Annotated in this window: 20 protein-coding genes; 17 read left to right on the top strand and 3 right to left on the bottom strand. The window is 68.4% G+C overall.

The window, feature by feature from the left end:
* Positions 1–2: 2 nt before the first annotated feature.
* Positions 3–1334, bottom strand: coding sequence for an extracellular solute-binding protein (locus AB0H86_RS29395; RefSeq protein WP_362445191.1), 1332 nt, complete (start codon positions 1332–1334; stop codon positions 3–5).
* Positions 1335–1580: 246 nt separating this feature from the next.
* Between AB0H86_RS29395 and AB0H86_RS29390 the strand changes: the two genes are divergently transcribed.
* From AB0H86_RS29390 to AB0H86_RS29365, 6 genes are read left to right on the top strand one after another with little or no spacing between them, the layout of a single operon-like run.
* Positions 1581–2513: a sugar ABC transporter permease gene (locus AB0H86_RS29390; RefSeq protein ID WP_362445625.1), complete on the top strand. Its 933-nt coding sequence runs from the start codon at positions 1581–1583 to the stop codon at positions 2511–2513.
* Complete coding sequence (locus AB0H86_RS29385; protein ID WP_362445188.1) at positions 2513–3382, top strand: carbohydrate ABC transporter permease; 870 nt, start codon at positions 2513–2515, stop codon at positions 3380–3382. The genes AB0H86_RS29390 and AB0H86_RS29385 overlap by 1 nt, the downstream gene beginning before the upstream one ends.
* Positions 3383–3392: 10 nt before the next feature.
* Positions 3393–3944, top strand: a complete 552-nt coding sequence (locus AB0H86_RS29380) for a hypothetical protein (RefSeq protein ID WP_362445185.1) — start codon at positions 3393–3395, stop codon at positions 3942–3944.
* A 43-nt stretch (positions 3945–3987) separates the two neighbouring features.
* Positions 3988–5244 carry a Gfo/Idh/MocA family oxidoreductase gene (locus AB0H86_RS29375; RefSeq protein ID WP_362445182.1) on the top strand — a complete coding sequence of 419 codons (1257 nt, stop codon included), beginning with the start codon at positions 3988–3990 and terminating at the stop codon, positions 5242–5244.
* Complete coding sequence (locus tag AB0H86_RS29370) at positions 5241–6566, top strand: Gfo/Idh/MocA family oxidoreductase (RefSeq protein WP_362445179.1); 1326 nt, start codon at positions 5241–5243, stop codon at positions 6564–6566. Before AB0H86_RS29375 ends, AB0H86_RS29370 begins: the two co-directional genes overlap by 4 nt.
* A complete protein-coding gene (locus tag AB0H86_RS29365; protein ID WP_362445176.1) occupies positions 6563–6889 on the top strand; it encodes a glyoxalase in 327 nt (108 codons plus the stop codon). The genes AB0H86_RS29370 and AB0H86_RS29365 overlap by 4 nt, the downstream gene beginning before the upstream one ends.
* Before the next feature lie 469 nt (positions 6890–7358).
* Here the strand turns inward: AB0H86_RS29365 and AB0H86_RS29360 are convergent, their stop codons facing one another.
* A complete protein-coding gene (locus AB0H86_RS29360) occupies positions 7359–8105 on the bottom strand; it encodes a transposase (RefSeq protein ID WP_362445173.1) in 747 nt (248 codons plus the stop codon).
* A 150-nt stretch (positions 8106–8255) separates the two neighbouring features.
* Here AB0H86_RS29360 and AB0H86_RS29355 point away from each other — a divergent pair, with 150 nt between their 5' ends.
* The 3 genes from AB0H86_RS29355 to AB0H86_RS29345 all read left to right on the top strand — a co-directional run bounded on the left by AB0H86_RS29355 (position 8256) and on the right by AB0H86_RS29345 (position 10839).
* Positions 8256–9851, top strand: a complete 1596-nt coding sequence (locus tag AB0H86_RS29355; RefSeq protein WP_362445170.1) for an alpha/beta hydrolase — start codon at positions 8256–8258, stop codon at positions 9849–9851.
* 68 nt (positions 9852–9919) lie between these two features.
* Complete coding sequence (locus AB0H86_RS29350; protein ID WP_362445167.1) at positions 9920–10318, top strand: RidA family protein; 399 nt, start codon at positions 9920–9922, stop codon at positions 10316–10318.
* A 20-nt stretch (positions 10319–10338) separates the two neighbouring features.
* Positions 10339–10839, top strand: coding sequence for a GNAT family N-acetyltransferase (locus AB0H86_RS29345; RefSeq protein WP_362445164.1), 501 nt, complete (start codon positions 10339–10341; stop codon positions 10837–10839).
* Positions 10840–10860: 21 nt separating this feature from the next.
* Here AB0H86_RS29345 and AB0H86_RS29340 read toward each other — a convergent pair whose 3' ends face one another.
* Entirely contained in the window at positions 10861–11439 is a 579-nt protein-coding gene (locus AB0H86_RS29340) for an adenylosuccinate lyase (RefSeq protein ID WP_362445161.1), read from the bottom strand.
* A 393-nt stretch (positions 11440–11832) separates the two neighbouring features.
* Between AB0H86_RS29340 and AB0H86_RS29335 the strand changes: the two genes are divergently transcribed.
* The 8 genes from AB0H86_RS29335 to AB0H86_RS29300 all read left to right on the top strand — a co-directional run bounded on the left by AB0H86_RS29335 (position 11833) and on the right by AB0H86_RS29300 (position 21954).
* Complete coding sequence (locus AB0H86_RS29335; protein WP_362445158.1) at positions 11833–13638, top strand: 3-hydroxybutyryl-CoA dehydrogenase; 1806 nt, start codon at positions 11833–11835, stop codon at positions 13636–13638.
* 172 nt (positions 13639–13810) lie between these two features.
* A complete protein-coding gene (locus tag AB0H86_RS29330; RefSeq protein ID WP_362445154.1) occupies positions 13811–14620 on the top strand; it encodes a TetR family transcriptional regulator in 810 nt (269 codons plus the stop codon).
* A 431-nt stretch (positions 14621–15051) separates the two neighbouring features.
* Positions 15052–16395 (top strand): crotonyl-CoA carboxylase/reductase, encoded by a 1344-nt coding sequence (gene ccrA, locus AB0H86_RS29325; RefSeq protein ID WP_362445151.1) that lies wholly within the window; start codon positions 15052–15054, stop codon positions 16393–16395.
* A 17-nt stretch (positions 16396–16412) separates the two neighbouring features.
* The gene (locus AB0H86_RS29320; RefSeq protein ID WP_362445148.1) at positions 16413–18440 is read left to right on the top strand and encodes a protein meaA; all 2028 of its coding nucleotides are present in this window, start codon (positions 16413–16415) and stop codon (positions 18438–18440) included.
* Positions 18437–19402 carry a CoA ester lyase gene (locus tag AB0H86_RS29315; RefSeq protein WP_362445145.1) on the top strand — a complete coding sequence of 322 codons (966 nt, stop codon included), beginning with the start codon at positions 18437–18439 and terminating at the stop codon, positions 19400–19402. Before AB0H86_RS29320 ends, AB0H86_RS29315 begins: the two co-directional genes overlap by 4 nt.
* 4 nt (positions 19403–19406) lie before the next feature.
* A complete protein-coding gene (locus AB0H86_RS29310) occupies positions 19407–19919 on the top strand; it encodes a MaoC family dehydratase (RefSeq protein WP_362445142.1) in 513 nt (170 codons plus the stop codon).
* A gap of 2 nt (positions 19920–19921) precedes the next feature.
* Positions 19922–21127: an acyl-CoA dehydrogenase family protein gene (locus AB0H86_RS29305; RefSeq protein ID WP_362445139.1), complete on the top strand. Its 1206-nt coding sequence runs from the start codon at positions 19922–19924 to the stop codon at positions 21125–21127.
* 170 nt (positions 21128–21297) lie between these two features.
* A complete protein-coding gene (locus AB0H86_RS29300; protein ID WP_362445137.1) occupies positions 21298–21954 on the top strand; it encodes a phosphatidylserine decarboxylase in 657 nt (218 codons plus the stop codon).
* Positions 21955–21975 lie beyond the last annotated feature (21 nt).

Raw genomic sequence — 21975 nt, 5'->3', positions numbered from 1 at the left:
GCTCATCCCCCGGGGACAGTGGTGTGGAACTTGTCCCACATATCGGACGCGGCCGACTGAAGGCTCTTCTTACCGAAGATGATGTCCTGGTAGATGCTTGTGAAGTCGAGTTTGTCCTCGTCGCTGCCGGACGGCGGCGGGGCCGGCGAGGGCGAGAGCTTGCTCTGGATCGACGTGAGGAACGTGTAGACGGCCTTGTCGCCTCCGGTCAGGTCCGGCGCGAGGGCGGCGAGGTTCTGCGTGTTGGAGGGCAGCCCACGTACCTGACCGAGGATCCTCGCCGCATCCGGATCGTTCAGCAGGAAGTCGATCAGCAGCGCGGCCTCCGCCTTGTGTGCGCACTTGCGCTGGACGCAGAGCGCCTGCGAGGCGCCGCCGGTCATCCCGATCGGGGAGGTGGCCGTCTGGGTGGGGAAGGAGATGGGCTGCACCGCACCGTACGTCTCGAAGTACGACGAGGCGCTGGAGGTGATCGAGAACTCGCCGGTCGACAGCTTCCGGACCAGCGGCGAGTCGGCGGTCGAGCCGCTGGCGTACGAGGCGGTGAGGCTCGGAGAGGTGAAGACGCCCTTGTCCCGCAGCCGGCCCATGTACTCCCAGAACTGGATGAGGTCGGCCTTCGTGAAGCCGAGGGAACCGTCGTTCTTGTACAGCGGTTTGCCGTGCTGGACGAGCCAGATCTGGAAGATCTCGATGTGGCCGCTGAAGTCGGTCAGCGGCGCCCTGTCCGGTAGCGCCTTCTTCAGCGCAGGACCGATGTCGTTCAGCAGGTCGTCCCAGGTCCAGCCCGGTTTCGGGATGCCGACCCCGGCCTTGCGCCACAACTTGGCGTCGATCAGCAGGGCCTGAGTGGCGATGCCGGTCGGCAGCCCGTACAACGTGCCGTCGACGAGGCTGGTGCGGGCGTAGATGGTGGGTATCCGCTTCAGGGAGATCGTGGAGAAGACGGAGTCGGTGAGCTTCGACAGCACCTTGCGGTCGGCGTAGGCACGCAGGTAGCCGAAGTCCATCTGCAGGACATCGGGACCGCTGCCGGCCGCCACCTGCGTGGCGAGCCGCTGGAGGTAGGCGGCGTAACCGGCGAACGAGGTCGTCACCTTGATGTTCGGGTGGCGCTTCTCGAAGAGCGCGACGGCCTTCTCGGTGGCCAGGTTGCGCTCTGCGGAGCCCCACCACTGGAAGTCGATCGTCACTTTACCGCCGGTGGACGCCTGGCTCGTGCCGCACCCGGCGGCGGCACCGGCCAGCGGGAGCGCACCGAGTGAGGCGATGAGCCGACGGCGGGTCAGTCCCGGTGAGGTGGACGGGTTCTGGGGACGGCGTGCTGCGGACATCGCGGCCCTTCGCTCGACGGTGAGGGAAAAGCGGCTGCAAACGTTGCCACTCTGTTTCCAACTGGCGGGGAACGTATGCCCGTCGGAACGCTCCAGTCAATGAGACCGACGGAATCAGCAGCCAAAATGTAGGTCCATCACACCCCTTGCCGACGGGAACGGCGCATGCAATCGTTGCCACCGACATCCAGCCTCACTGTGGAGGAGTGGACCCCGATGGCCCAGGCGACCGCGCCGCGCCGCCCCATGCCCCGCCCGAGTGGCGGCACTTCCGCTGTAGAGCCGCCGTCCAGGCGCCGTCGTTCCCAAGCTGTAGCGGGACACGTCTTCCTGGCCCCGTGGCTGATCGGCGCAGTCGTGCTGACGCTCGGCCCCATGCTCATCTCGCTGTATCTGTCGTTCACCGACTACGACCTGTTCTCCAGGCCGCATTGGGTGGGCCTTGCCAACTACCGCTACATGTTCGAGGACGACAAGTTCCTCACCTCTGCCAAGGTCACCCTGAAGTTCGTCCTCATCGGTGGCCCGCTCAAGCTGGCGGCGGCACTCGGCGTCGCGCTGCTGCTGAACCGCGCCAGCCGCGGAGTCGGCCTGTACCGCGCCGCGTTCTACGCTCCCTCGCTGCTCGGCGCCAGCGTCAGCGTCGCCCTGGTGTGGCGGTCGCTGTTCGCCACCGGCGGGCTCACCGACCGCACCACGTCCTTCTTCGGCTGGCATGTCGGCGGCCTCACCGACAACCCGGACTACGCCATGTACCCGCTGGTGCTGCTGACGGTCTGGCAGTTCGGCGCACCCATGGTGATCTTCCTGGCCGGGCTGAAACAGATCCCGAGGGAGCTGTACGAGTCGGCCTCCCTCGACGGCGCGGGCAAGATGCGCACGTTCTTCTCGATCACCCTGCCGATGCTGTCACCGGTGCTCTTCTTCAACCTGGTCATGGAGATCATCCACTCCTTCCAGTCGTTCACCTCCGCGTTCGTGATCAGCGGCGGCACCGGGGGCCCATCCAACTCGACGTTGTTCTACTCGCTCTACCTGTACCAGCAGGGATTCACCAACTTCCACATGGGCTATTCGGCGGCGATGGCCTGGCTGCTGCTGGTCGTCATCGCGGTGGTCACCTACGGCGTCTTCCGCAGCGCCAAGTTGTGGGTCTTCTACGGACAGGATGATGCGTGATGACGACCGCGACGACCCGGGTCCGTAACCCCAACCGCATACCCGTGCGCTCGCTGGCCTGGCACATCATCTGCGTGGCGATCGGCCTGGTGCTGCTCTACCCGCTGCTGTGGCTGTTCACCGCGTCGCTCAAGTCGGGTACCGAGATCCTCTCGAACCTCAGCCCCGTCCCCAAGGTCTTCACCCCGGGCAACTACTCCAAAGCGGCGGACGGGATCAGCGGACTGACCCTGTGGCGGCTCTTCGGCAACTCTCTGTTCCTCGCCTGCGGCTCCGTGCTCGGGAACATCCTCACCTGCTCGCTCGCCGGCTACGCCTTCGCCCGGCTCCGATTCCGTGGCCGTGGGCTCTACTTCTCCGTGATGATCAGCACGCTGATGCTGCCGATGCACGTGATGCTCATCCCGCAGTACGTCATTTACCAGAAGCTCGGCATGCTCGGGACATACCTGCCGCTCATCCTGCCGCACTTCCTGGCCACCGAGGCGTTCTTCGTCTTCCTGATCGTCCAGTTCGTCCGCTCGCTGCCGCGCGAACTCGACGAGGCAGCCGTACTCGACGGCTGCGGCCCCTACCGGACCTTCTGGTACATCATCCTGCCGCTGCTCAAGCCGGCCCTCGTCACCACGACGATCTTCTCGTTCATCTCCAGCTGGAACAACTTCTTCTCCCAGCTGATCTACCTCACCGACCCGAAGATGTACACGCTGCAACTCGGCTTGCGGCTCTTCGTCGACCAGACCGACAGCTCCGCCTACGGCCCGATGTTCGCGATGTCGGTCATCGCCCTGCTGCCGGTGCTGCTGTTCTTCCTCGCCTTCCAGCGCCTGCTGGTGGAGGGCGTCCAGACCTCCGGGCTGAAGGGCTAGGTGCGCTGTCGTGCGTAGTTCCCGCTTTCACCTCTTCGCGGACTGCCTGCTGCTCGGGGTGTTCCTGCTGCTCTTCTCACTCCCGGTGGTCACCGCCTACCCGGCGCTGGTGGCCGGCTGTACGGTGCTGCGCGAACAGGCCCACGGGGGCCCCGGGGTGACGTCGGCGAACCTGTTCGCCGCGCTGCGCCAGGTGCTGTGCTCGGGGCCCGCCGTCGTGCTGGTCCCCGCCGGTGTGGTGGCCCTGCTGTGGCTGGACACCATCGCCCTGGATGCCCACGGCCCCGGGCTGGGAACGGCCTTCGCCGTGGCCACCGCGGTCCTCGCGGCGCTGGGCCTGCGCTGCGCCGCCGGGTGGCGGGAGGGAATGCCCTGGCGGACCGTCCTCGTCGCGGCGTTCCGCTCCATACCGGAGCAGCCCCTCGTGCCCGTACTGCTGGCCGGATCCGCGGTCGCCGTCACCGTACTGCTGACCATGTCCCCGGTCCTGCTGCTCATCGTCCTCGGGCCGCTCACCCTCGCGGCGACCGCCACCGACATGTGGCGGCCACTGCCGCTGTGACCACCCATACGCCCCCAAGTGACCCATCCGAAAGGGCCATTCCATGCCGTTCTCCCTTGGCATCGTCGGCGCCGGGCAGTTCGCCGGTCAGTTCGCCAAGCTGTTCCACCTCCATCCCGGCGTCGCCGACGTCCATGTCACCGACCTGCTCCCCGAACGGGCCGAGCACGTCGCCACCGAAGAACGGCTAGCAGGCACCTTCCCCTCCTACAAAGCCATGCTGGCGTCGCCGTCCGTGGACGCGGTGGCGATCTTCACCCAGCGCTGGACCCACGGCCCGCTCGTCGTCCAGGCCCTGCGCGCCGGGAAGCACGTGTACTCGGCGGTGCCGATGGCGGTCACCGAGGAGGAGATCGCCGCGATCATCGAGGTGGTACGGGACACCGGGCTGACGTACATGATGGGCGAGACCAGCCACTACAACCCGGCGACCGTCTACGCCCGCACCCGGATAGCCGACGGCGGCTTCGGGCGGCTGTTCTACGCCGAGGGCGACTACGTCCACGACATGGACCTGGGCTTCTACGAGGCCTACCAGTACAGCGGCGGCGAGGACTGGAAGTCCACCGCCAGCTATCCGCCGCTGCTCTACCCGACCCATTCCATCGGCGGCGTGCTGGGCGCCTGGAGCACCCACGCGGTGAGCGTCTCGGCGATCGGTGTCACCGACGACCGCGACGACGGCGTCTTCGACAAGGGGGTCAGCCAGTTCGGCAACGACTTCTCCAACGCCACCGCCCTGTTCGAGGTCGCGGGCGGCGGATCGTTCCGTATCAACGAGTTCCGCCGGGTCGGATACCCCTCCCGCAAGCGCGAGTCCAGGTTCCGGTTCTTCGGCACCGAGGGCAGCTTCGAGCAGCTCGCGACGTACAGCGTGTGGCAGAACAAGGAGGGCGTCGAGGACGTCAGCGAACATCTGCGCCCCGTCCGGTCCCTCCCCACCGACGACCCGTCGCTGGAGCACATAGCCCCCGCCCTGCGGGACGCCTTCGTCTCCGGAACGGCACCGGTGCACGACCGCTCCCGGCTGCCCGAGGAGTTCAGCCACGTCCACAACGGCCACGAGGGCAGTCACCACTTCCTCGTCGACGACTTCGTGACGGCCGTCAACACCCACACCCTGCCGCCGGTCAACGCCTGGGTCGCCGCCCGCTACACCCTGCCGGGCATCACCGCCCACCGGTCCGCGCAGCAGGGCGGAGCCAGACTGCCGGTCCCCGACCACGGCGACGCGCCCGCCGCGCCCGCGTCCGTACCCGCACCCCACGTCCCGGAACCCCGCCGAACGGAGAACGTATGATCCCCGACACCGCACGCCGTCGCCGCTGCGCCGTGGTGGGGCTTGGCGCCCGCGCCCAGCTCTTCACCCAGGCGCTGTCCGGTCCCTACGCGGACCGGGCCGAGCTGGTCGGCTTCTGCGATGTCAACGCCCACCGCATGGCCGTCCACAGCCAGTGGATCGGGGCGGACGTACCCGCGTACGCGGCCGAGGACTTCGAGGAGATGCTGCGCCGCGAACGCGTCGACCTCGTGGTGGTGTGCAGCGTGGACCGCACCCATGACCACTACATCGTGCGGGCACTCGAGGCTGGCTGCGATGTGGTCACCGAGAAGCCGATGACCACGGACGCGCCCCGCGCCCGCCGCATCCTGGACGCGAAGCGCCGCACCGGCCGCGAAGTGCAGGTCGCGTTCAACTATCGCTACAACCCGCTGCACGCCGCCGTGAAGGAGACCCTCGCGTCCGGGGCGATCGGCGAGATCGGCTCGGTGCACTTCGAGTGGCTTCTCGACCTGCGCCACGGCGCCGACTACTTCCGCCGCTGGCACCGCGACAAGGCCAACTCCGGCGGCCTGATGGTCCACAAGGCCAGTCACCACTTCGACCTGGTCAACTGGTGGCTGGGCACGGCGCCGGAGACCGTCTACGCGCAGGGCGGGCTGTTCTTCTACGGCGACGAGGCCGGTCGGCGCCGCAACCTCGCCCGCGACTACGCCCGCGCCCACGGCTCTCCCGCCGCCGAGGGCGACCCCTTCGCCGTACGTCTGGCGGACTCGCCCGTGCTCAGCGCGCTCTACCTCGACGCGGAGACCGAGGACGGCTACCACCGCGACCAGAACGTCTTCGGCCCGGGAGTGACGATCGAGGACGACATGGCGGTGCTGGTCCGCTACGCCTCCGGCGCCACCCTCACCTACCACCTCACCGCTTACGCCCCCTGGGAGGGCTACCGGATCGCCTTCAACGGCAGCACGGGACGCCTCGAACTGCTCGTCGAGGAATCCACCTGGACCCGGCCCCGGGCACGGACGGGCGGCGCGAGCGCCGTCATGCACGGGACGGCGGTCGGCGACGACGCCGGGCGTACGCAGCTGCTGCTGCGCCGGTTCTGGGAGCAGCCGACCGAGGTGAAGGTCACGACGGGAGAGGGCGGCCACGGCGGGGGCGATGTCCGCATGCTCGAGGACCTGTTCGGCGGGCCGCCCACCGGCGGTCCGGACCCGCTCGGCCGGGCGGCGAGCGCGACCGACGGGGCCCGGTCCCTGGTCACCGCGCTGGCCGCGAACCAGTCCTTCGAGACGGGGCTCCCGGTGAAGGCCCGGGATCTACTGGAGGTGTGACCGTTGACGCCGCATGCCCGAGTCGCGGCAGTACGCCGCCAGGGAAGGGTAGTTCGCGGCCTGCAGGAACCGGTGCAGCCGTCGGCGCGGACTTCGTCCTGGATCCGCAGGCCGCTCTCTACCAGGTCCTTCTGGATCTCTTCGGCGTTGAGAGCGGTGTCGATATTCGCCATCTCCATTGCCCCGGCCGCGACGGCACCTTCGCGTGGCGGCAGGCCGGCGCCGAGGTCGTCCGGGAGCCGACCGGGCAGCTCTACGGCGTTGGTGACTGCGCCGTCCATGATCCCGCGGGGAATCCGACCGGCATCCAGGAGCTGCGCTGAGCCGTCCGGCGATCGCAGCCATGGCTTGCGCAGACGGCATCGTGAAGGAGCCCGCGCACGACGCCGGTGGCGGCCGCGGGCCGCTCTCCCGCCGCACGCGAACCGGGTTTCACTCCGGGCCGGCAACGAGGACTTCCACGCCGCTGGCCTGCGGTGGCTGGCTTCACCTCAAGCTGACGGGTGAGCCCGCCGTCGACGAGTCGGACGCCTCTGCACCGTCCTGGTGCGCGGACGCCGACATCCCCGAAGTCCGCACCCGATGAACGCCTCGCTCTCGGGCCACCAGCGGTCGACGGTGGCCGCGAACATCCCTGCTGGCCAGCGCACCGTACCGGGCGCCGGACGTCTATCAGGTCTCCAAGGAAGTCGTCGGCGCCGTGGCGCAGGTACAGAAGACCGCCTACAAACAGGACTTTGAAACGACCCTGCTTCATGCCTCCCGCCTCGGACACGAGAAGGGTCTTCGAAGTTAAGCGGTGCGGAGGTGCCCGCGGGCTCGCCGCGTGGTGACGCAACGTGTCCGTAGTCGCTGGTTGTCGGCGTTGCGGAAGCCGAACGCGTGGCGGGCGACAAGCTTGATCACGCGGTTGATCCCTTCGCTCTTGGCGTTGCTGTGTCCGGTGTCCCCCGCGAAGATGTTCGCGCCGGTCGTGATGCGCTCCAGCTTGCCGTCGTCGTAGGGCCACAGGCAACGAAGGTGAGACCGTATCCGAAGATCCAGGAATTCCTTTCGAAGAAGCCCTGCCGGACCGCTTCCGGCCCGGCCACCTGAGCGCGAGGTGAGGAACTTCCAACGGGCATGGCCCACTTGGTTCCGGTCGGCGTCGGTGCGGGCCAGGGCGAGGAGGGTGCGCAGGCTTTCCTTGGCGATCCACGCCGTCAGCAGCGTCTGTCCGATCTTCCCTTCGTCCAGCAGCGGGTTCCACATGCGCTCGAACTGCTCGTGGTCGAGGTCTTCGCGGTTGCGGAGCAGGCGGCGTCGGGCTTTCCACTCGGGGTCACTGGCGCGTCCGCGCCGGCCGCAGATCTCGGCGGTCGTGCGGCGCCGAACCAGGGAGAGCATCTTGTTCGCGAGTTGTACCACATGAAAGTGATCGACCACGACGGTTGCCTCGGGCAGGCCGGTGCGGATCGAGGAGCGGTAGATGGCCGACATGTCGATGGCGACGTAAGGGAGCCCGAGCCGGAACAGCCCGGTCTGTCCGAACCGACACAACTTTCATTGATCTGAGGGCATCCGAGCGCTTACCGCGACCCAATTGGGTCAAGTATCGGCAGAACGCGTTCTTCCAGGTCCGCTTTCCGGGACGATGCGGCGGGACCGTGACCCTCGCGGTCCGAAGACCCTCCGTCCTGGGAGGACTCCATGAGAAAACGCGCAGCCGTGCTGTGCGGTGTCGCCGTCGTCGTGGCCGGGACCTTCACGGCCGTCCCGGCCGACGCGAGCGCCCCGCGCACCGCGAAAACCGCTCAAGCGGAAACCGCTCAAGCCGCGAAGCCCACCTGGAAGAAGTGCGGCACCACCGACTATCCGACGCTCCAGTGCGCGTCCCTCAAGGTGCCGCTCAACCACGCGAAGCCCGACGGGAAGCAGATCACCCTCGCACTGTCGCGGGTCCCGCACACCGCGACGAAGTACCAGGGCCCGCTGCTGGTCAACCCCGGCGGCCCCGGCGGCAGCGGTCTGACGCTCGCCGGCTTCGTCGCCTCCTCGCTGCCCAAGGCGGTCGCGGCGCAGTACGACGTCATCGGCTTCGACCCGCGCGGAGTGGGCGCGAGCAAGCCCGCGCTGGACTGCGAACCTGGCTACTTCGACCCGGTGCGGCCCGACTCGGTGCCGAGCACGCCCGCGATCGAGAAGGCCAACCTGTCCCGCGCCAAGTCCTTCGCCGCCGCCTGCGGCAAGAAGTACGCGAGCGTGCTGCCGTACATCGACACGATCAGCGCCGTCCGTGACATGGACTCGATCCGCGCGGCGCTCGGCGCGAAGAAGATCAACTACTTCGGATACTCCTACGGCACCTACCTCGGCGCGGTCTACGCGAAGCTGTATCCGGACCGGGTGCGGCGTCTGGTCCTGGACTCGATCGTCGACCCCACCGGTGTCTGGTACGACGACAACCTCGGCCAGGACTACGCCTTCAACGACCGCCACCGGGCCCTCATGGCCTGGATCGCCAAGTACGACGCCACGTACAAGCTCGGCACCGATCCGGAGAAGATCGAGGCCAAGTGGTACGCGATGCGCGCGGCCCTGGCCAAGAAGCCGGCCGGCGGGAAGGTGGGTGCCTCCGAGCTGGAGGACACCTTCATGCCGGGCGGCTACTACAACGGCTACTGGCCCTATCTGGCCGAGGCGTTCGCGGCGTACGTGAACGACAAGAACGCCGACCCGCTGGTGGAGACGTACGAGAACTTCGCCGCCGTCGACGCGTCCGGGGACAACGGCTACAGCATCTACACCGCGGTGCAGTGCCGTGACGTCTCCTGGCCGCGCGACTGGAACCAGTGGCGCAAGGACAACTGGGCGGTGTACGAGAAGGCCCCGTTCATGGCCTGGAACAACGCCTGGTACAACGCACCGTGCGCGTTCTGGCCGACCGAGGCGCGGAAGCCGGTGAACATCGCCAACGGCAAGCTGCCGCCGGTGCTGCTCTTCCAGGCGACGAACGACGCGGCCACCCCGTACGAGGGCGGCGTGACGGTCCACCGGTTGCTGGCCGGCTCCAGCCTGGTGGTCGAGGACGGCGGCGGGAACCACGGCATCACGCTCAGTGGGAACACCTGCCTGGACACGTACCTGTCCGCGTATCTGACCGACGGCACGGTGCCGCGCGGCCACGGCGAGGCCGACGCGGTCTGCGAGAAGCTGCCCGATCCCAAGCCGCTGAGTACGGCCAAGTCCGCGTCGCCGTCGGCACGCGGCTCGGCCCTGCACGGCATGCTCGGCTTCCGCGGCTGAGCACTTCTGAAGGTCCGGCGGGGGCGTTCCGCCGGGGCGGTGTCAGACCCATGGTCCACCATGGACGCATGAGTGAGCTGACGAGGTTTTCCGCCCCGGCCGGAGTCGCCCCCGCCGCCCAGTACAGCCATGTCGTCCTGGGCACCGGCCGTTTGGTGGCCGTCTCCGGCCAACTCCCCCTGGACGAGGACGGCAAGCCGGTCGGCGAGGGGGACCCCGCAGCCCAGGCCCGCCAGGTCTTCGAGAACCTCCGCCGCTGCCTGGCCGCCGCCGGCGCGAGCTTCGACGACGTCGTCAAACTCACCTACTTCGTCACGGACATGGCGCACATGCCGGCGATCCGCGAGGCCCGCACCGCCCACATACCCGACAACCACCTACCCGCCGCCTCGGCACTCCAGGTCGCCGCACTGGTCCGGCCCGAGTTCCTGATGGAGATCGAGGCGTGGGCGGTGGTCGCCCGGTGACGGCCGTCCGGGTGCGGGACATGACGCTTCCCGACTGCGGACGGGTGGCGGAGATCCGCGTCGGAGGCTGGCGCAGCGCGTACCGGGGTCTGATGCCCCAGTCACACCTCGACTCCCTCGACGTGACCACGGACGCCGAGCGGCACCGCGCCCGCTTCGCACAGGCCGACGGCAGCGCGGTGAACCTGGTCGCCGAGCGGGCGGGCGAGCTCGTCGGGTGGGCCTGTCACGGGCCGTACCGCGACGGCGAAGTCCGCACCGCGGACGCCGAGTTGTACGCGATCTATGTGGATCCCGGGCAGTACGGCGGCGGCATCGGACACGCCCTTCTCCAGGAGTCGCTGCGCCGGTGCCGGACCGCCGGTCACGTTCGCGTCCTCCTGTGGGTCCTGAGGGACAACACCCGCGCGCGGCGCTTCTACGAACGGGCCGGTTTCCACGCCGACGGCACCGAGGAGCCGTTCGAGGTGGACGAGGTGGCCGTGCCCGAGGTGCGGTACACGAAGCGGCTCGCGCGCTGACGTGTCATCGTCGCGGCCGTCTCATCGCCGCTGCCGGGGGATCCGGGCCAGCGCGTGCACGGCCGCCTCGGCGAGCACCGGGTGGGCCAGTGCCTCGTTGAGGACCGGTCTGGCGCGGGTGTCGCCGAGTGTGCCGAGCCCCTCCACGCAGGCGAGTGCCACCCGCCGGTACGGGTCGTGCGGGCGCAGCCGCCGCTCCAGGGTGGTGATCAGCGCGGGCACGGCCTCGGGGGCGCGCAGTTCCACCAGGAGGCGCACCGGGTGCAGGGCGTAGGCGACGCGCATTTCGTTGGTGGCCAGGGCGGCGGCCGCGCGGGCGGTGCGGGGATCGCCGAGGCGGGCCAGGGCGTGGGCGGCGGAGGCGCAGCGCGGCGGGTCGCGGTGGTTGAGGAACAGAACGAGGGATTCGAAGGCCCGGCGGTCGCCCGCCGACCCGAGCCGGAACGCGGCCAGTTCCCTGGCCCACAGCGGCTGTCCGGGCGCGGTGAGCACTTCCGCCAGTTCGTCGAGGTCCTCGATCGCCACCAGACGGTCGTAGCCGGCCGGCGCCCCCGCCTCCCGCCGTAAGCGTTCCGTGAGTGATCGCAACTCTTCGTCCATGGACCCGAGATTAGGGGCGTCACCCGGCGGACGGGACCTACATCACAAACTCGGGGGCTGGCGCGCTCGTTACCCACCGGTTAAGCTCATACGAGCGAGTTACCCACTCGTAGATCCGCTCGTGGTGGCCTGGTGACGCAGCCACCGCGGGAGCAGTCGGTTCGGTACATCGCGTACCTGAGTTCGACTCGGCCCCGGGACAGGGCCGGTCGGTTCCGCCGTCATGGGGCGTGTGCACGCCCGTCATCACGGCACCGGGCGTGTGCGCTCGCAGCCCGGCAACACCCGCACTCCTTCTCCGCACCCGGTGCGCCCGTAGGTCTCGGCTTCGGCCGCGTTCATTCGGCACCCCGGGCGCGCTCCCAGTCGTCACCCTCATTTCTGGAGTCCGCGATGGCCGCTCCCCTGTCCGACACCCCTCTGTCCCCGCTGAAGACCGTCGCCGTGATCGGCCTCGGCACCATGGGCACCGGCATCGCCGAGGTCCTGGCCAAGGCCGGCCGCGACGTCGTCGGCATCGACCTCAGCGAGGCGGCGACCGCCAAGGCCGTCGCCGCCCTGGAGACCGCTACCGCCCGCGCCGTGGAGCGCGGCCGGCTGACCGAAGCCGAGCGCGCCGACGCGCTCGGCCGGGTCCGTACCTCCACCGATCTGCGTGCGGCGGCCGACGCCGACCTGGTCATCGAGGTGGCCCCGGAGTCGTACGAGATCAAGCACCAGATCTTCCGTGAGCTCGACGGGATCGTGCGGCCCGAGACGATTCTCGCGACCGGCACCAACGCCCTCTCCGTGACCCGGCTCGCCGCCGACTCGGCCCGCCCCGAGCGCGTGCTGGGGCTGCACTTCTTCAACCCGGCGCCGGCGATGAAGCTGGTCGAGATCGTCTCGTCCGTGCTGACCGCCCCCCAGGCCGTCGCCGCGGTCACGGACCTCGCGCTGGAGCTCGGCAAGGAACCCGTCGCGGTCGGCGACCGGCCCGGGTTCGTCGCCGACGGGCTGCTGTTCGGCTACCTCAACCAGGCCGCCGCGATGTACGAGGCGAAGTACGCCTCCCGGGAGGACATCGACGCCGCGATGCGGCTCGGCTGCGGGCTGCCCATGGGCCCGCTCGCGCTGCTCGACCTGATCGGCGTCGACACCGCGCGCACGGTCCTGGAGGCCATGTACGCCGAGTCCCACGACCGGCTGCACGCCCCCGCCCCGATCCTCAAGCAGCTCAGCGAGGCGGGCCTGACCGGCCGCAAGTCGGGCCGCGGTTTCTACACGTACGAGGCTCCCGGCAGCGCCACGGTCGTGCCGGACGCCCTCACACCGCTGTCCGGCAGCCTCGACATTCCCGGCCGCACGGTCCGCTCCGTGGGCGTCGCGGGCTCCGGCACCATGGCGTCCGGTATCGCCGAGGTGTTCGCCAAGGCCGGGTACGAGGTCGTGCTCGCGGCCCGCAGCGAGGAGAAGGCGCAGACCGCCAAGGCGCGGATCGGCAAGTCGCTCTCACGTTCCGTCGACAAGGGCCGGCTGACCGCGGAGGCCGCCGCGCAGACCCTGGACCGGATCACCGCGGCCGGCTCGTACGACGCGTTCGCCGACGTCGATCTGGCCGTGGAGGCCGTCGCCGAGGACCTGGAGATCAAGCAGCACCTGTTCGCGACGCTGGACAAGGTCTGCAAGCCGGGCGCGGTGCTGGCCACGACGACGTCCTCGCTTCCGGTCGTCGCCTGCGCCCGCGCGACCACGCGTCCCCAGGACGTGATCGGCATGCACTTCTTCAACCCGGCGCCCGCGATGAAGCTGGTCGAGGTGGTCCGTACGGTGCTGACGGCCGACGACGTCCACTCGACGGTTCGCGAGGTCTGCGGCAGGATCAAGAAGCACGCGGTCGACTGCGGAGACCGTGCGGGCTTCATCGTGAACGCCCTGCTTTTCCCGTACCTCAACAACGCGATCAAGATGGTGCAGGAACACTATGCGTCCCTTGACGACATCGACGCGGCGATGAGGCTGGGCGGCGGCTATCCGATGGGCCCCTTCGAGCTCCTGGACGTCGTCGGGCTCGACGTCTCCCTGGCCATCGAGAAGGTCCTGCACCGCGAGTTCCGCGACCCGGGCCTGGCCCCGGCCCCGCTCCTGGAGCACCTGGTGGCCGCGGGCTGCCTCGGCCGCAAGACGGGCCGGGGCTTCCGCGAATATGCCCGCCGCTGACCGGCCGGGCGACCGGTTCGGAACGCACAAGGACCCGGATACGGACTGGGGAGGGCTGCTCGACCCCGGCAGCCCTCCCCCGTCCTCGTGGCCCGCCACTCCCCCGCCCGCCCCGGGTGGGGGAACCCCCGGACGTGCGCGGCAAGCTGCGCACATGCAGTACGTTCGGGTCATGTCCCAGCCCGCCAAGTCCGCACGTACCCCAGCCACGCCCGACGCGCCGGAGAGTGCCGCAGGCGGCCGCGCCGCCGCCCAGCGGCTCAAGATGCGCCGAGAGCTGGCGGCAGCAGCGATGGAGCTGTTCGCGACCAAGGGGTACGAGGCGACCACCGTCGACGAGATCGCGGCCGCGGCCGGGGTGGCCCGCCGCACCTTCTTCCGGCACTTCCGCTCCAAGGAAGAGGCGATCTTCCCGGACCACGACGACACCTTGATCCGGGCCGAGGCCGTCCTCAACGCCGCCCCCGCGCACGAGCACCCGCTCGACACGGTGTGCCGCGGTATCAAGGAAGTCATGCGGATGTACGCGGCCCGGCCGGAGATCTCGGTCGCCCGTTACACACTCACGCGCGAGGTGCCCACCCTGCGCGAGGCGGAGATCGCCTCCGTGGCCCGCTACGAGCGGCTCTTCACCCGTTACCTCCTCGGCCACTTCGACGAGCACGCGCACGACGACGACGCCAACGACGACCCGCTGCTGGCGGAGGTCGCCGCGTCCGCCGTGGTCACCGCCCACAACCATGTGCTGCGGCGCTGGCTGCGGGCCGGCGGACAGGGAGACGTCGAGGCACAGCTGGACCACGCCTTCGCGATCGTACGGAAGACGTTCGGGTCCGGCATCGGGGCCGGGCGCAGCACGCCCGCCCAGCCCACCGCGGCGGCGATCTCCACCCACGGCGAGGTACTGGTGACGGTCGCCCGCACGGACGCCCCGCTCGACCAGGTCATGCGCACCATCGAGGAGGCACTCAGGGACCGCTGAGTCCCCGCAGCACCGCTGAGTCCCACCGCACCGCTGTGACCACGGCCACCCTTCGGGGTGGCCGTTTTGCCATGTCAGGGGCCCTTTTCAGGCACCTTTCACGCCCCGTTCGATCGATCATCGCTCATTTGTTACGTAAAGATTTCACCTGAGAGCAAATTCTGGCACTCAGTGCCTTGCGAGGTGACACGCGGTGTCATACGTTGAATATGTCCGGGCGGCCGGCGTGCAGAGACCATTCGTACGTCGGCTGTCCCAGCAAACCAACGGTCTGCCCGCCCGGACGCCTGCGTCACAGGCAACCTCCCGCGCCACAACGCGCTGCCGAACTGCACGTCCGCCGAACCGACGGCACCCTCACCCAACCCTCAGCAGCACCGCCGTAACCCTCAGCGTCTTCCCTCAGGACGCCATCCGCCGGAGGCAATACCGTGACCGTTAAGGACATCCTGGACGCGATCCAGTCACCGGACTCGACGCCGGACGACTTCGCCGCTCTGACGCTCCCCGAGTCGTACCGCGCGATCACCGTGCACAAGGACGAGACGGAGATGTTCGCGGGCATGGAGACCCGCGCGAAGGACCCGCGAAAGTCGCTGCACCTGGACGAGGTGCCGCTGCCGGAGCTGGGCCCGGGTGAGGCCCTGGTGGCCGTGATGGCCTCCTCGGTCAACTACAACTCCGTGTGGACCTCGATCTTCGAGCCGCTGTCGACCTTCGGGTTCCTGGAGCGCTACGGCAAGGTCTCCGAGCTCACCAAGCGGCACGACCTGCCGTACCACGTCATCGGCTCCGACCTCGCGGGCGTCGTGCTGCGCACCGGCCCCGGTGTCAACGCCTGGCGGCCCGGCGACGAGGTCGTCGCGCACTGTCTCTCCGTCGAGCTGGAATCCAGCGACGGCCACAACGACACCATGCTCGACCCCGAGCAGCGCATCTGGGGCTTCGAGACCAACTTCGGCGGTCTCGCCGAGGTCGCGCTCGTCAAGTCCAACCAGCTGATGCCCAAGCCCGACCACCTGTCGTGGGAGGAGGCCGCCGCCCCGGGCCTGGTCAACTCCACCGCCTACCGGCAGTTGGTGTCCCGCAACGGCGCCGACATGAAGCAGGGCGACAACGTCCTCATCTGGGGCGCCAGCGGCGGACTCGGCTCCTACGCCACCCAGTTCGCGCTCGCCGGCGGCGCCAACCCGATCTGTGTCGTCTCCAGCGACCAGAAGGCCGACATCTGCCGCAGGATGGGCGCCGAGGCGATCATCGACCGCACCGCCGAGGACTACAAGTTCTGGAAGGACGAGCACCACCAGGACCCGCGCGAGTGGAAGCGCTTCGGCAAGCGCATCCGCGAACTCACCGGTGGCGAGGACGTCGACATCGTCTTCGAGCACCCGGGCCGCGAGACCTTCGGCGCCTCCGTCTACGTCACGCGCAAGGGCGGCACCATCGTCACCTGCGCCTCCACCTCGGGCTACAACCACGAGTACGACAACCGCTACCTGTGGATGTCCCTGAAGCGGATCATCGGCTCGCACTTCGCCAACTACCGCGAGGCCTGGGAAGCCAACCGTCTCATCGCCAAGGGCAAGATCCACCCGACGCTCTCCAAGGTCTACTCCCTGGAGGACACCGGGCAGGCCGCCTACGACGTGCACCGCAACCTGCACCAGGGCAAGGTCGGCGTCCTGTGCCTGGCACCCGAGGAAGGCCTCGGCGTGCGCGACGCGGAGAAGCGCGCCCAGCACGTCGACGCCATCAACCGCTTCCGGAACATCTGAAGCAGCGGAGGCCACAGATGACTGAGCGTCAGAAGGACCGGCCGTGGCTGATGCGCACGTACGCGGGTCACTCCACGGCCGAGGCGTCCAACGAGCTGTACCGGCGCAACCTCGCCAAGGGCCAGACCGGCCTGTCGGTCGCGTTCGACCTGCCGACGCAGACCGGCTACGACTCCGACCACATCCTCGCGCGCGGCGAGGTCGGCCGGGTCGGCGTGCCGATCGCGCACGTCGGTGACATGCGCCGGCTGTTCCAGGACATCCCCCTGGAGCAGATGAACACCTCGATGACGATCAACGCCACCGCCATGTGGCTGCTGGCGCTCTACCAGGTCGTCGCGGAGGAGCACGGTGCGGACATCACCAAGCTCCAGGGCACGACCCAGAACGACATCGTCAAGGAGTACCTGTCCCGGGGCACGCATGTGTTCCCGCCTGAGCCCTCGCTCCGGCTGACGACGGACATGATCGCGTACACGGTCTCCCACCTCCCGAAGTGGAACCCGATCAACATCTGCAGCTACCACCTGCAGGAGGCGGGCGCCACACCGGTCCAGGAGATCGCGTACGCGATGTCGACGGCGATCGCGGTGCTGGACGCCGTCCGGGACAGCGGCCAGGTGCCGCAGGAGCGCATGGGCGACGTGGTCGGCCGCATCTCCTTCTTCGTGAACGCGGGAGTCCGTTTCGTCGAGGAGATGTGCAAGATGCGCGCTTTCGGCCGGATATGGGACAAGATCACCCGTGAGCGGTACGGCATCGAGGACCCCAAGCACCGGCGCTTCCGCTACGGCGTCCAGGTCAACTCGCTGGGCCTGACCGAGGCGCAGCCGGAGAACAACGTCCAGCGGATCGTGCTGGAGATGCTCGCGGTGACCCTGTCGAAGGACGCCCGCGCGCGTGCCGTCCAGCTCCCCGCCTGGAACGAGGCGCTGGGTCTGCCCCGGCCCTGGGACCAGCAGTGGTCGCTGCGCATCCAGCAGGTGCTCGCCCACGAGAGCGACCTGCTGGAGTACGAGGACATCTTCGAGGGCTCGAAGGTCATCGAGGCCAAGGTGGGCGAGCTGGTCGAGGAGTCGCTCGCGGAGATCGAGCGGATCCAGGAGATGGGCGGCGCGATGGCCGCCGTGGAGTCCGGCTACCTCAAGTCGCAGCTGGTCTCCTCGCACGCCGAGCGCCGGGGCCGTATCGAGTCGGGCCAGGAGAAGATCATCGGCGTCAACATCTTCGAGACGACCGAGCCGAACCCGCTCACCGCGGACCTGGACACCGCCATCCAGACGGTCGACCCCGCCGTCGAGGCCCGGGTCATCGCCTCGCTCGAGCACTGGCGCGACACCCGTTACCAGCCGCCCTTCAACCATCCGCGTCCCTGCAAGGCGCTGGAGAAGCTGAAGGAGGCCGCCAAGGGCACCGACAACCTCATGGAGGCCACCCTGGAGTGCGCCCGCGCGGGCGTCACGACCGGTGAGTGGGCGGGGGCGTTGCGGGAGGTGTTCGGCGAGTTCCGGGCACCCACCGGTGTCTCGTCGGCGCCGGTGGCGGTCCCCGCCGAAGAGGGTTCGGCCATGTCCGAGGTGCGCCGCAAGGTCGACCTGACGGCGGCCGACCTCGGTGTCGGCAAGCTGCGCTTCCTGGTCGGCAAGCCCGGTCTGGACGGGCACTCCAACGGCGCCGAGCAGATCGCCGTGCGGGCCCGTGATGCCGGCTTCGAGGTGGTCTACCAGGGCATACGCCTCACGCCCGAGCAGATCGTGGACGCGGCCCTCGCCGAGGACGTGCACGCGGTGGGCCTGTCGATCCTCTCCGGCTCGCACGCCCAGCTCGTCCCGGACGTACTCGAACGGCTGCGTGTGGCCGGTGCCACAGACATTCCGGTGATCGCCGGTGGCATCATCCCGAATGGTGACGCCGAACAACTGCGGGCAGCCGGAGTGGCCGCGGTGTTCACCCCTAAGGACTTCGACATCACCGGAATCATCGGCCGCATCGTCGACGAGATCCGGAAAGCGAACAAGCTCGACCCCCTGGAGGTCCCCGCATGACCACGCCCGTCAACCGTCTGCGTCCGCGACGCTCCTGTCTCGCGGTCCCCGGAAGCAACCCCCGCTTCCTGGAGAAGGCACAGGGCCTCCCCGCAGACCAGGTCTTCCTGGACCTGGAGGACGCCTGCGCGCCGCTCGCCAAGCCCGACGCGCGGCACACCATCGTCAAGTTCCTCAACGAGGGCGACTGGACGGGCAAGACGAGGGTGGTGCGCGTCAACGACTGGACGACCGAGTGGACGTACCGCGATGTCGTGACGGTGGTCGAGGGGGCCGGCCAGAATCTCGACTGCATCATGCTGCCGAAGGTGCAGACCGCCCAGCAGGTCGTCGCGCTCGACCTCCTGCTGACGCAGATCGAGAAGACGATGGGCTTCGAGGTCGGCAAGATCGGCATCGAGGCGCAGATCGAGAACGCCCAGGGCCTCAACAACGTCAACGAGATCGCGACCGCCTCCCAGCGTGTCGAGACGATCATCTTCGGCCCGGCCGACTTCATGGCGTCGATCAACATGAAGTCGCTGGTCGTGGGCGAGCAGCCGCCCGGCTACCCGGCGGACGCCTACCACTACATCCTGATGAAGATCCTGATGGCCGCCCGCGCCAACAACCTCCAGGCGATCGACGGCCCCTACCTCCAGATCCGCAACATCGACGGCTACCGCGAGGTCGCGGGTCGCGCCGCCGCGCTCGGCTTCGACGGCAAGTGGGTGCTGCACCCGGGTCAGGTCGAGGCGTCCAACGAGATCTTCTCGCCCTCGCAGGAGGACTACGACCACGCCGAGCTGATCCTGGACGCGTACGACTACTACACGTCCGAGGCGGGCGGCAGGAAGGGCTCGGCGATGCTCGGCGACGAGATGATCGACGAGGCCAGCCGCAAGATGGCGCTGGTCATCTCCGGCAAGGGCCGTGCCGCCGGCATGCGGCGCACCGGCACGTTCGAGATCCCGGAGGCGTGACGCGATGCAATTCGGGCGTACCTACGAGGAGTTCGAGGTCGGGGCGACGTACAAGCACTGGCCGGGAAAGACGGTCACGGAGTACGACGACCACCTCTTCTGTCTCCTCACCATGAACCACCACCCGCTCCACATGGACACCAACTACGCGGAGAAGACGACGGACTTCGGCAGGAACGTCGTCGTCGGGAACTACATCTACTCCCTGCTGCTCGGCATGTCCGTGCCGGACATCTCCGGCAAGGCGATCGCCAACCTGGAGGTCGAGTCGCTCAAGCACGTGGCGCCCACCTTCCACGGCGACACGGTCTACGGCCAGACGACCGTGCTCGACAAGTGGCCGTCCAAGTCGAAGAACGACCGCGGCATCGTCTATGTCGAGACCAAGGGCTACAAGCAGGACGGCACGCTGGTCTGCGTGTTCCGCCGCAAGGTGATGGTGCCGACCGAGACATACATCAAGGAGCGCGGCGGCGAGCAGCCCGGCCGGCCCCAGCTCAAGGAGCAGGAGAAGTAGCCATGGCGCGACTCGCCCAGACCGCCGGTCTGACCGACATCCAGCAGGAGATCCTGTCCACGGTCCGCGACTTCGTGGACAAGGAGATCATCCCGGTCGCCACCGAGCTGGAGCACCGCGACCAGTACCCGCAGCAGATCGTGGACGGGCTCAAGGAGTTGGGCCTGTTCGGGCTGATGATCCCCGAGGAGTACGGCGGTCTCGGCGAGTCGCTCCTGACGTACGCCCTGTGCGTCGAGGAGATCGCCCGGGGCTGGATGTCGGTGTCCGGCATCATCAACACCCACTTCATCGTGGCGTACATGCTCAAGCAGCACGGAACGCAGGAGCAGAAGGAGCACTTCCTGCCGAGGATGGCGGCCGGCGACATCCGCGGGGCCTTCTCGATGTCGGAGCCGGGCCTGGGATCGGACGTGTCCGCCATCACGTCGAAGGCGGTCAAGGACGGCGACGAGTACGTCCTGAACGGTCAGAAGATGTGGCTCACGAACGGCGGAACGTCAAATCTGGTCGCCGTTCTCGTCCGAAGTGACGAAGGACACCCCGAGGGCACCGCGCCCCACAAGTCGATGACGACCTTCCTGGTCGAGAAGGAGCCGGGCTTCGGTGAGGTCCGCCCCGGCCTCACCATCCCCGGGAAGATCGACAAGATGGGCTACAAGGGTGTCGACACCACCGAGTTGATCATGGACGGCCTGCGGGTTCCGGCCGATCGGGTGCTCGGCGGGGCAACCGGCCGAGGTTTTTACCAAATGATGGACGGCGTGGAGGTAGGTCGCGTCAACGTGGCGGCGCGTGGCTGCGGCGTCGCTCAGCGCGCCTTCGAACTGGGCGTCTCGTACGCCCAGCAGCGACACACCTTCGGCAAGCAGATCGCCCAGCACCAGGCCATCCAGTTCAAACTCGCCGAGATGGCTACCAAGGTCGAGGCCGCCCATGCGATGATGGTGAACGCGGCTCGCAAAAAGGACTCCGGTGAACGTAACGACCTTGAGGCAGGGATGGCGAAGTACCTCGCCTCCGAATACTGCAAGGAGGTCGTGGAGGACGCATTCCGGATCCACGGCGGCTACGGCTTCTCCAAGGAGTACGAGATCGAGCGCCTCTACCGTGAGGCTCCGATGCTGTTGATCGGCGAAGGTACCGCCGAGATCCAAAAAATGATCATCGGTCGCAGGCTGCTCGAAGAGTATCGGCTCCAGAGCTAGATGTCCCGGTTGGGGGTGTTTTCTTCGAGAAGAAGATCACACCCTGTCAACCCTCTTCAGCCGCCGACTCAGCTTCCTGGCTTGCCCAGTTGTGGCCCGCGACCGGTACCATCCCGGGAAAGCCGCCGTCCCCCGTTGCAGTGCGGCATCATCCGCTACGAAGGTCATCCATGCCCCACAGCCAAACCTCTGCACCTCGCGACAGCCTGGCAGGCGTACGCCTGGCGCGCGGAGCATCGCCGTGGCTTCTCCCGACCGTCGCCACCGCAGCCCTCAGCCTGGTCCGGGCCCGCCGCTCCGGCGCAGCCAAGGCCGTCGCCGTGCCCGCCACCGCGCTCGCGGCGGGCATGCTGTGGTTCTTCCGCGACCCCGAGCGCGAGATCACCCAGGGCCGGGTCATCTCGCCCGCCGACGGTGTGGTGCAGAGCATCATGCCGTGGAAGGACGGTCGCACCCGCGTCGCGATCTTCATGAGCCCGCTCAACGTCCACGTCAACCGGGCGCCGCTCTCCGGCACGGTGACGTCGGTCGAGCACATCCCGGGTGGGTTCGTTCCGGCGTTCAACAAGGAGAGCGAGAACAACGAGCGCGTCGTCTGGCACTTCGACACCGAACTCGGTGACATCGAGATGATCCAGATCGCCGGCGCGGTGGCCCGTCGCATCGTCCCGTACGTGCCCCAGAGCACCAAGGTCGAGCAGGGTGACCGGATCGGGCTGATCCGCTTCGGTTCGCGTGTCGACCTCTACCTGCCCGAGGGCGTGGAAGTCGCGGTAGAGGTGGGCCAGAAGACCGTGGCTGGGGTGACTCGCATTGACCGTGATTGATCCCGAGACTCAGGGACGCTG

The sequence above is a fragment of the Streptomyces sp. NPDC050997 genome (assembly GCF_040660135.1).
Taxonomy (GTDB): Bacteria; Actinomycetota; Actinomycetes; order Streptomycetales; family Streptomycetaceae; genus Streptomyces.
The sequence above is the reverse complement of the archived record's forward strand: the minus strand, read 5'-3'. Positions and strand labels throughout refer to the sequence as shown.

Bases quoted from the DNA above. Each gene is read 5' to 3' on its own strand.
- AB0H86_RS29395 (WP_362445191.1), bottom strand. From the start codon at position 1,334: ATGTCCGCAGCACGCCGTCCCCAGAACCCGTCCACCTCACCGGGACTG.
- AB0H86_RS29390 (WP_362445625.1), top strand. From the start codon at position 1,581: ATGCCCCGCCCGAGTGGCGGCACTTCCGCTGTAGAGCCGCCGTCCAGG.
- AB0H86_RS29385 (WP_362445188.1), top strand. From the start codon at position 2,513: ATGACGACCGCGACGACCCGGGTCCGTAACCCCAACCGCATACCCGTG.
- AB0H86_RS29375 (WP_362445182.1), top strand. From the start codon at position 3,988: ATGCCGTTCTCCCTTGGCATCGTCGGCGCCGGGCAGTTCGCCGGTCAG.
- AB0H86_RS29370 (WP_362445179.1), top strand. From the start codon at position 5,241: ATGATCCCCGACACCGCACGCCGTCGCCGCTGCGCCGTGGTGGGGCTT.
- AB0H86_RS29355 (WP_362445170.1), top strand. From the start codon at position 8,256: ATGAGAAAACGCGCAGCCGTGCTGTGCGGTGTCGCCGTCGTCGTGGCC.
- AB0H86_RS29350 (WP_362445167.1), top strand. From the start codon at position 9,920: ATGAGTGAGCTGACGAGGTTTTCCGCCCCGGCCGGAGTCGCCCCCGCC.
- AB0H86_RS29345 (WP_362445164.1), top strand. From the start codon at position 10,339: ATGACGCTTCCCGACTGCGGACGGGTGGCGGAGATCCGCGTCGGAGGC.
- AB0H86_RS29340 (WP_362445161.1), bottom strand. From the start codon at position 11,439: ATGGACGAAGAGTTGCGATCACTCACGGAACGCTTACGGCGGGAGGCG.
- AB0H86_RS29335 (WP_362445158.1), top strand. From the start codon at position 11,833: ATGGCCGCTCCCCTGTCCGACACCCCTCTGTCCCCGCTGAAGACCGTC.
- AB0H86_RS29330 (WP_362445154.1), top strand. From the start codon at position 13,811: ATGTCCCAGCCCGCCAAGTCCGCACGTACCCCAGCCACGCCCGACGCG.
- AB0H86_RS29320 (WP_362445148.1), top strand. From the start codon at position 16,413: ATGACTGAGCGTCAGAAGGACCGGCCGTGGCTGATGCGCACGTACGCG.
- AB0H86_RS29315 (WP_362445145.1), top strand. From the start codon at position 18,437: ATGACCACGCCCGTCAACCGTCTGCGTCCGCGACGCTCCTGTCTCGCG.
- AB0H86_RS29310 (WP_362445142.1), top strand. From the start codon at position 19,407: ATGCAATTCGGGCGTACCTACGAGGAGTTCGAGGTCGGGGCGACGTAC.
- AB0H86_RS29305 (WP_362445139.1), top strand. From the start codon at position 19,922: ATGGCGCGACTCGCCCAGACCGCCGGTCTGACCGACATCCAGCAGGAG.
- AB0H86_RS29300 (WP_362445137.1), top strand. From the start codon at position 21,298: ATGCCCCACAGCCAAACCTCTGCACCTCGCGACAGCCTGGCAGGCGTA.